General features: G+C 44.3%; 4 protein-coding genes. 3 read left to right on the plus strand and 1 reads right to left on the minus strand.

The genetic code is table 11. The features are described 5' to 3' along the window. Positions 1 to 3,576: T9SS type A sorting domain-containing protein (locus tag AC4PL9_RS11870; protein ID WP_491604964.1), on the plus strand; the 3,576-nt coding region annotated here is incomplete at its 5' end. A gap of 47 nt (positions 3,577 to 3,623) precedes the next feature. Here AC4PL9_RS11870 and AC4PL9_RS11875 read toward each other — a convergent pair. Further along, positions 3,624 to 5,552, minus strand: coding sequence for a RecQ family ATP-dependent DNA helicase (locus AC4PL9_RS11875; protein WP_491604965.1), 1,929 nt, complete (start codon positions 5,550 to 5,552; stop codon positions 3,624 to 3,626). A 209-nt stretch (positions 5,553 to 5,761) separates the two neighbouring features. Between AC4PL9_RS11875 and AC4PL9_RS11880 the strand changes: the two genes are divergently transcribed. Both AC4PL9_RS11880 and AC4PL9_RS11885 read left to right on the plus strand, forming a co-directional pair. Continuing rightward, the gene (locus tag AC4PL9_RS11880) at positions 5,762 to 6,832 is read left to right on the plus strand and encodes a branched-chain amino acid aminotransferase (RefSeq protein ID WP_343785851.1); all 1,071 of its coding nucleotides are present in this window, start codon (positions 5,762 to 5,764) and stop codon (positions 6,830 to 6,832) included. 217 nt (positions 6,833 to 7,049) lie between these two features. Continuing rightward, the gene (locus AC4PL9_RS11885; protein ID WP_491604966.1) at positions 7,050 to 7,238 is read left to right on the plus strand and encodes a hypothetical protein; all 189 of its coding nucleotides are present in this window, start codon (positions 7,050 to 7,052) and stop codon (positions 7,236 to 7,238) included. The last annotated feature ends 33 nt before the right edge of the window (positions 7,239 to 7,271 follow it).

A 7,271-nucleotide genomic window follows, 5' to 3' on the forward strand; every position in this document is an offset into this window, starting at 1 on the left:
CTGGATATTCCGGCTTCCCGCCAGATGCTGGCATTTCAGACGTATGGGCCGCTTCATCCTTTTAATTTGCACAACCAATACTACTCGGAGCAAAATGTAGTTTTGGGAATGCCCCAAAATTGTGAGATACTTGCCATAGCCAACGGTTCTCAACTTGCTGTTGGAGGAACCCAGAATTTTCTTCCCGGTACCTCCCTTCTGAGTGCAGTGTCCGGTAACATTGTACTCATGAACGGTTTGGTGAATTCGGAAGCGTTTCAGGATGACTACGGAGATTCGGAGGTTGTAGGAGGAATCGTTGCAAGTGCATTTGGTCCTTTTATAACATTTGGTTTGGGAACCAGTGCGCTTGCTGTTGCAGATATACGCGCCGCTCCGGATGGAAATGGTGTTGTTTATACCGGGATCTTTCACGTTAGTGTATTGAACTATCCGATTATACTTTCGAATAAAACGGGGTCGGTTGAAGGCATGAAGCCCGTAGATTCATCACCGGGCGGAGCTATGAAACCGATACTTTTTCCTCAAATGATTCCTCCGTATGCAGAACTGATCAATTTTAATATTCATGCCTGGAGTTTTACACCTGTTGTCAGTACACTGAACTTTGCAGGGGGCGTGCATAGTGGGTATTCCAACGTGTACACGAACGCTTTTACCAATCCGGTGCAGGCACTTCAGCAAAATCAGGCAGTCGGGATAGACCATTATATAGCAACGGTTTCCCAGACCGTTTATAATCGTACAGATAAGGACGGAGTAGTGTATCCGGAGAACGTGACACTAAACAATACCTTACACACGTTTTTTAATCCACGCATCGCTCCCTGGTTTTTATATCATTTGGTCGGGGAGGAGATTCCGGCAGGTATGACCTCGTTAACGGCTTCGGCATTTAACTTTGGAAAAACGAATGTACTGCCGCAATCCTACTACCAGGTAGGTGCCGGACCGGTTCGTACGCGGTCGGTACTGGATCATGATCTTACGTTGAACAGTCAGGGAATTTTGCGTGTCAACGGATCAGCACCGATTGGTTTCAGTAATTCCGGAGACGGTGTGGCAGCTGATAATTCTGTTTTCTCGGTAAAAGTCCGTGGAGGCGAATGCGGTACCGAAGAAGTCATTGTTACGGTTAACAGCGGAGGTCAGTTGATCCTGGGAGACGGAGCAGGACGACGCGGGGAAATGGTATTTTACCCGAATACCAAACTGGTGATTAACTCCGGGGGAGAAGTTATTGTGCGCCCCGGTTCCAATATGGTATTCGAAGAAGGGGCGGAACTGATCCTGAACGGAGGACGTTTACACATTGAAGACAATGCGCGTGTCATGCAAAAGAGCCAGAGTCCGATGACCGTAAATGAAAACTCCGAATTTATGCTGACAGGGCACGGCTCGTTATATTACACCCACGGACAGATCAACCTGGGAGACAACACGACATTCGAAATAGGAACAGCAACCAATGCCAAAGGACGCATCGTTATCCGGGGAACCGAAATGGACTATGCCAACTGGGGCCAGAATACAGCACTCTACCTGATCGGGGATGACAAGGACGATGAATTGATCCGGTTTGAGCAAAAAGGAATGCTGTTGGTAACCCCGGATGCTGAGGGAGACGTGCCGAATGAATTGCGGATTATGCATTGTTTGGTGCGTTTTACAGAAGGTACCGAACAGGAAGATGCCATTATCTCCTCTACGCGGATCAGAAGCACCCGGGTACGTTTTGTAAACGAAAACGATCTGGTAGCCCAACACATCCGGGTGGCCGCTCCTTCTACTTTCCGACAGTGTGAATTTGATAACGCAGGAATCTGGTCCTACTTATTTGAGCCGTCCAACCGGCTTACAGTATTTATGAGTGATTTTAATAATCACCGTTACATATCGGGGACAAACAACCTGTTCCATGCGATTCAAAACGAAAGAGGAAACGTCCATATTTCGTACAGTACCTTTGACAACTGTAACGCAGCGATCAGGACAGAAGACCTGAGTCTGGCTTCGGTGATTGACAACAACACCTTTGTTAACCCTCCGGGCAATGCCCGTGCGTATGCAGATGATTCGCAGGTCGAAATAACCTTCAAGAAAAATACGATCGATCAATACGCGTATGGTGTATCCGATTCTTACGGGAAAATGAACGTGTTGTGTAATGAATTTCTGGGTACAAGCGTTTCAACATTAGAAGCGCATTACAGCAGTATGGATCTTTCGAGATATTTTAGACTGGGAGGATACAACCGTATTGAATCCAATCATACAGGACCGGTTATTCTGGCGAATACGGCAGCTCTTAAATTGATCAAAGGATACAACAAAATAACCAATCCGGGCTTATTTGTAGAAGGAACTACTTCCTGGGCCTGTATGGCAGGGTATCCCTGCGAGGTATCCGGGATTGCTAACCAGTGGGCGAATGATTTGACACCGCCGTCTTCGGCTAAGTTCAACCTGACAAGTTACATCGGACAGACCGTTTCTGTGCCAACCGATCCTGTTTTAGCCTTACAACCTTGTCAAGTATTTGATGCCGGAGGTGTCATCGGAAACCCTGTGTACTCCTTCAGTAATGCAGATTTGGTCAGCTTGTTTGATACCGACGACACGGAATATCCATCCTTGCCACTTGTGAATACAGCCAGCTATAACAATGTACGTCTGGATGTGGCCATTTTGACCGCTCTGTATAAAATGGATCGCAGAGACAGTACGCAGGGAGATAATGCCAAGGCTATGACCTTGCTGGACGAACTGATTTCAGATCAGATTACACGCCGGGAGATTATGAAAAGCCCTGAACTGTTTTCTCTGGTTTTGTCAGAAATGAAGTACATCGTTGAAGAAGAAATAATGAACGATACTCTGTCAGCCTGGCCGGCAACGACATTTACATTCCTGCAGGGACAGTATGCACGTTTATTGAATGAATTTACCAATGAGTTTGCAGGAGCACCCATGAACAACCAGATTTTTGCACTCGAACTGGACAAAGCTCACTTTATGCGTCAGGTAGGAAGCGAAACAATTGCACTGGAAATACTGGAAAGTATGGAGCAATGTGGTGTCGACTCCATACAGCAAATACAAGTTAATCACCGGAAAAAAGCCATTATAAAAAGCATCCAGATTGCCAGTCAACCGGATAAAGTAAAAGCATTTGAACCGGAACCGCGTACAGTCGATACATCGACCTTTATCCTTCCATCGGCAGCTATCCCGTTGGATCAGTATTCGGGAACAATTCTGCAAAACCCGACAAAGGCGGATTATATCACCTGTGGCGGGAAGAAGAGCAGCCAAATGATAACAGAAGAACCCGGGTTTGAGGTACGATTATTCCCGAATCCGAACACGGGAGAATTTATCCTGACACACAATCATACGGATGAAGAAGAGTTAGCACTTGAAGTATATTCCATTTCCGGGGCAATCGTCTACCGTGAGAAGATTACCTCTGATCGGATGAAAGTAAACATGGGAGAAATCAGTCCGGGAGTGTACTATTATCGCGTTCGTGTGACAGAGCATTACACGTATTCCGGTAAACTGATTGTTCATTAAAAACAGAAGATTAAATAGAATAGCAACAGAGGCAGTGCTCCGGGGAATCACGGGGCACTGTTTCGTATTTTTCCTTCCTGTACATGTACTTTCCCTTCGTCGGTAAGCGTCAGTATCAGTCTTTTTAGTGCCATTTCATGCCGGGCTCCGATAAGCTGTTTCAATTCGGAAATACTCTTTGCCTCTTGCGTATAATCCAGAATCAACTGGCGCAAATCATCATCGGAAACAGCCTTTTTTTTGTCTGCGCGACAGACATCACAAATACCGCATTTTTCTCCTTTTTGCCCGAAATAATTAACCAGTAAAATACTGCGGCACGTTTTTTCGGTAAGATACTGCCGGACCTTTTCAAGTTTTTCGAAAGCGACATCTTTTCGGGTTTTCAGGACTTTGGGAGAAATCGTCAGGTAATCATCAGGAAGCCGTTCCTGTAAAAAGGTTACACGCGGAATTTCGGAACGCCAGTTAAATTCTGCAATTCCATTCGATTCGATAAATTGCAACTGGCGGTACAATTCCTGTTTCGTCAGTCGGAGTTGGCGTAATAATCCTTGTTCATCCAGTTCTACATAATTGTCAAAAACCCCGGGATGCGTTCGGCAAATCATAGCAATCAGCGGATCGAGATTTTCGTGTTTTATCTGGAAATTATACAATGGTTTATTCCCCACAGCAAAACGCATACGGGTATAGTGAAGTGCATTTTCGGAGAACACAAGATTCTCATTTAGTTCCAGTATTTTCAACGCATTGAATACCGATACGGCATCCAGATTGTATCTTTTAATAAAGGCCCCGATATCAAAGGGAAACGATTCTTCTTTCCCCGAACCGATAGCAATTTGCAAATAATTACAAATAGCGCGGTACACCATCTTTACTTCCTCGGGGTCGGGGAAACGCAATTGCACTTTACGTTCAATTTCACTGAGGTCACCTTCACCGATAAACGCCATTGTACGGGAGGGAAGTCCGTCTCTTCCGGCGCGTCCCGCTTCCTGATAAAAAGCTTCCAGCGAATCAGGAAACTCATAGTGAAACACATACCGGACATCGGGTTTATCGATTCCCATCCCAAACGCATTGGTGGCAACAATCACTTTGGTCTTTCCCTGCAACCAGTTATTTTGTTTCGCAGTACGTTGTTCTCGGGTTAGTCCGCCGTGATAAAAATCAGCGGTAATTCCATTGGATCGCATCAACAGAGCCACCTGCTTCGTGCTTTTTCGTGTCTGGCAGTAAATAATTCCAGAGTGTTCCCGGAATTTATTAGCCATATACAATAGAGCCTGTTCCTTATTTTCCACGTGATAGACCTCGTAGGAGAGGTTTTTACGGGAAAAATCCCCCTCGAAATAACGGTGTTTTGTTAATTGCAGGTAATGGACAATGTCTTCCTTAACCCTCTCCGTCGCGGTAGCTGTGACAGCGATAACAGGCGTTTCGGGGTGTAAAGCTCTCAGGTTGGCAATATCGAGATAAGCAGGTCGGAAGTCATACCCCCATTGAGAAATACAGTGGGCTTCATCCACTGCAATCAATCCCAGATTCATCTGCTTTACCCGTTCAAGGAACAAACGACTTTTGAGTCGTTCCGGAGAAGTGTATAAAAATTTGGTGTTACCAAACCGGACATTATCCAGTACAATGTCAATCTCACGGAGACTCATCCCGCTGACAATCATTTCCGCTTTAATGCCCTTTTTTCGCAGATTTAGCACCTGATCTTCCATGAGAGCAATAAGCGGAGAAATAACAAGACAAACCCCTTCCCGTGCAAGTCCGGGTACCTGAAAACAGACTGATTTTCCTCCTCCGGTAGGGAGAAGAGCCAGCGTATCATGTCCGTAGATAGCAGATTCTACAATCTCCTGTTGCAACGGACGAAAGGACGGATACCCCCAGTATTTCTCTAATATTTCAAGACTTTTACTCAAATCGGTCTGTACTTTGATTGTTCCGGAGCGTACCATACAGTTTTGATACCATACCAACCGGAAGACCAAAAATACAACTTGAAGATGGAAATAGCCAGTACAACAGCTTAATTTCTGTGGATGCTTTGCAGGTAGAGGATTGAGAACTTTACAGAGAATTAACATATATTGATGATAGCCCCTGCCTTTAAAAGAGAAAGAATCGGAAAAAATCGCTATCTTCGTGCTCGCAAATTTGAGAAATTATGGTTACTGATAACTTAGAAATTCAGGTAAAGCCGGTTGCAGAATCACGCATTAATCAGGTAGATTTTGATAACCTGCCTTTCGGACGTGTTTTTTCGGATCACATGTTAGTGATGGACTATAAGGACGGAGAATGGCAGGCGCCTGAGATCGTTCCTTTTGAGCCGATCAAATTGCATCCGGCCTCTTCCGTAATTCACTACGGACAATCCATTTTCGAGGGGATGAAAGCCTATCGTATGGAAAATGGAGACGTGGCTGTTTTTCGTGCGTACGATAATGCAAAGCGATTCAAGGAGTCAGCTATGCGTTTGTGTATGCCTGAAATTCCGGAAGAAGTATTTGTAAAACTGGTGAATGAATTGGTGAAGACGGACAAACAATGGATTCCTTCTTCGGCTGATTCTGCTTTATATATCCGCCCTTATTTATTCGCTACAGACGAATTCATAGGGATTAAACCTTCGGATACGTATAAATTCATGATTTTTACCTGTCCGGTCGGACAATATTACCCGGAGCCGCTTCGTGTGAAAATAGAAGAGTATTACACACGCGCCGTTCAGGGAGGAGTAGGGAGAGCAAAAACAGCAGGAAACTACGCGGCTTCTCTTTACCCGGCACGATTGGCACAGAAAGAAGGATACCACCAGTTGATCTGGACAGATGCCATTGAGCACAAGTATATCGAGGAGAGTGGAACAATGAACATCGTTTTTGTTATTGATAACAAGATCATTTCTCCATCGGAAGAAGCAGATACAATTCTACGCGGAATTACCAAGCGTTCGGTACTTGACCTGGCAAATGACTGGGGATACGAAGTGGAAGAGCGCCGCGTAAGTGTGGAAGAAATTATCACTGCTATCAAAGAAGGACGTTTGCAGGAAGCTTTTGGAGCCGGAACTGCTGCGACCATCGCACATATTGATGTCATTCACCACCAGGGAACGGACTATAAACTTCCTGAAATTGAGGGAAGAGAATTTTCAAAGCGTGTTTACAATGAGTTAAACGCAATCAAATCCGGGAAATCGGAAGATAAATTCAATTGGATCGTTCGTATCTGATACGATACGAAAGATATAAGATAAGAAGTTAGCTTAAGAGATACGTAGGTACAAATGAAAGGAGTCAGATTTATCTGACTCCTTTCTTGTTCTGATAGGTACATTGTAGGTGTTGGATGTACATAATGGAGGAATAGAAAGAGACGTTGGGATATGTATTTAGCAGGGATGAAAAATTTTCCTAACTTTGTTAGAGGGTAAGATAAATTGTAGAAGTATGGTTGAAGAAGTTTTTCATCTTAAAGAAAAGGCTAAAGCTAGTCCTTCTCTTACAGGCTTGAGTGATTGGATTGAGGGGGTTATTATAAAAATAATCAAGAATCCGTTTTTAGGGGATGAAATTGCTATCAAAGATACGCAAGGTAGAATTTTCTTTGGTGAAAAAAAATATTTCAAAAAGAGTTAGAGATGTTTGCTATTAGTTTTGATATGCTTATTT

The organism is Wandonia sp. (genome assembly GCF_984588085.1).

Coding starts and splice junctions, on each gene's coding strand:
- AC4PL9_RS11880 (WP_343785851.1), top strand. CDS start 5,762: ATGGTTACTGATAACTTAGAAATTCAGGTAAAGCCGGTTGCAGAATCA.
- AC4PL9_RS11875 (WP_491604965.1), bottom strand. CDS start 5,552: ATGGTACGCTCCGGAACAATCAAAGTACAGACCGATTTGAGTAAAAGT.
- AC4PL9_RS11885 (WP_491604966.1), top strand. CDS start 7,050: ATGGTTGAAGAAGTTTTTCATCTTAAAGAAAAGGCTAAAGCTAGTCCT.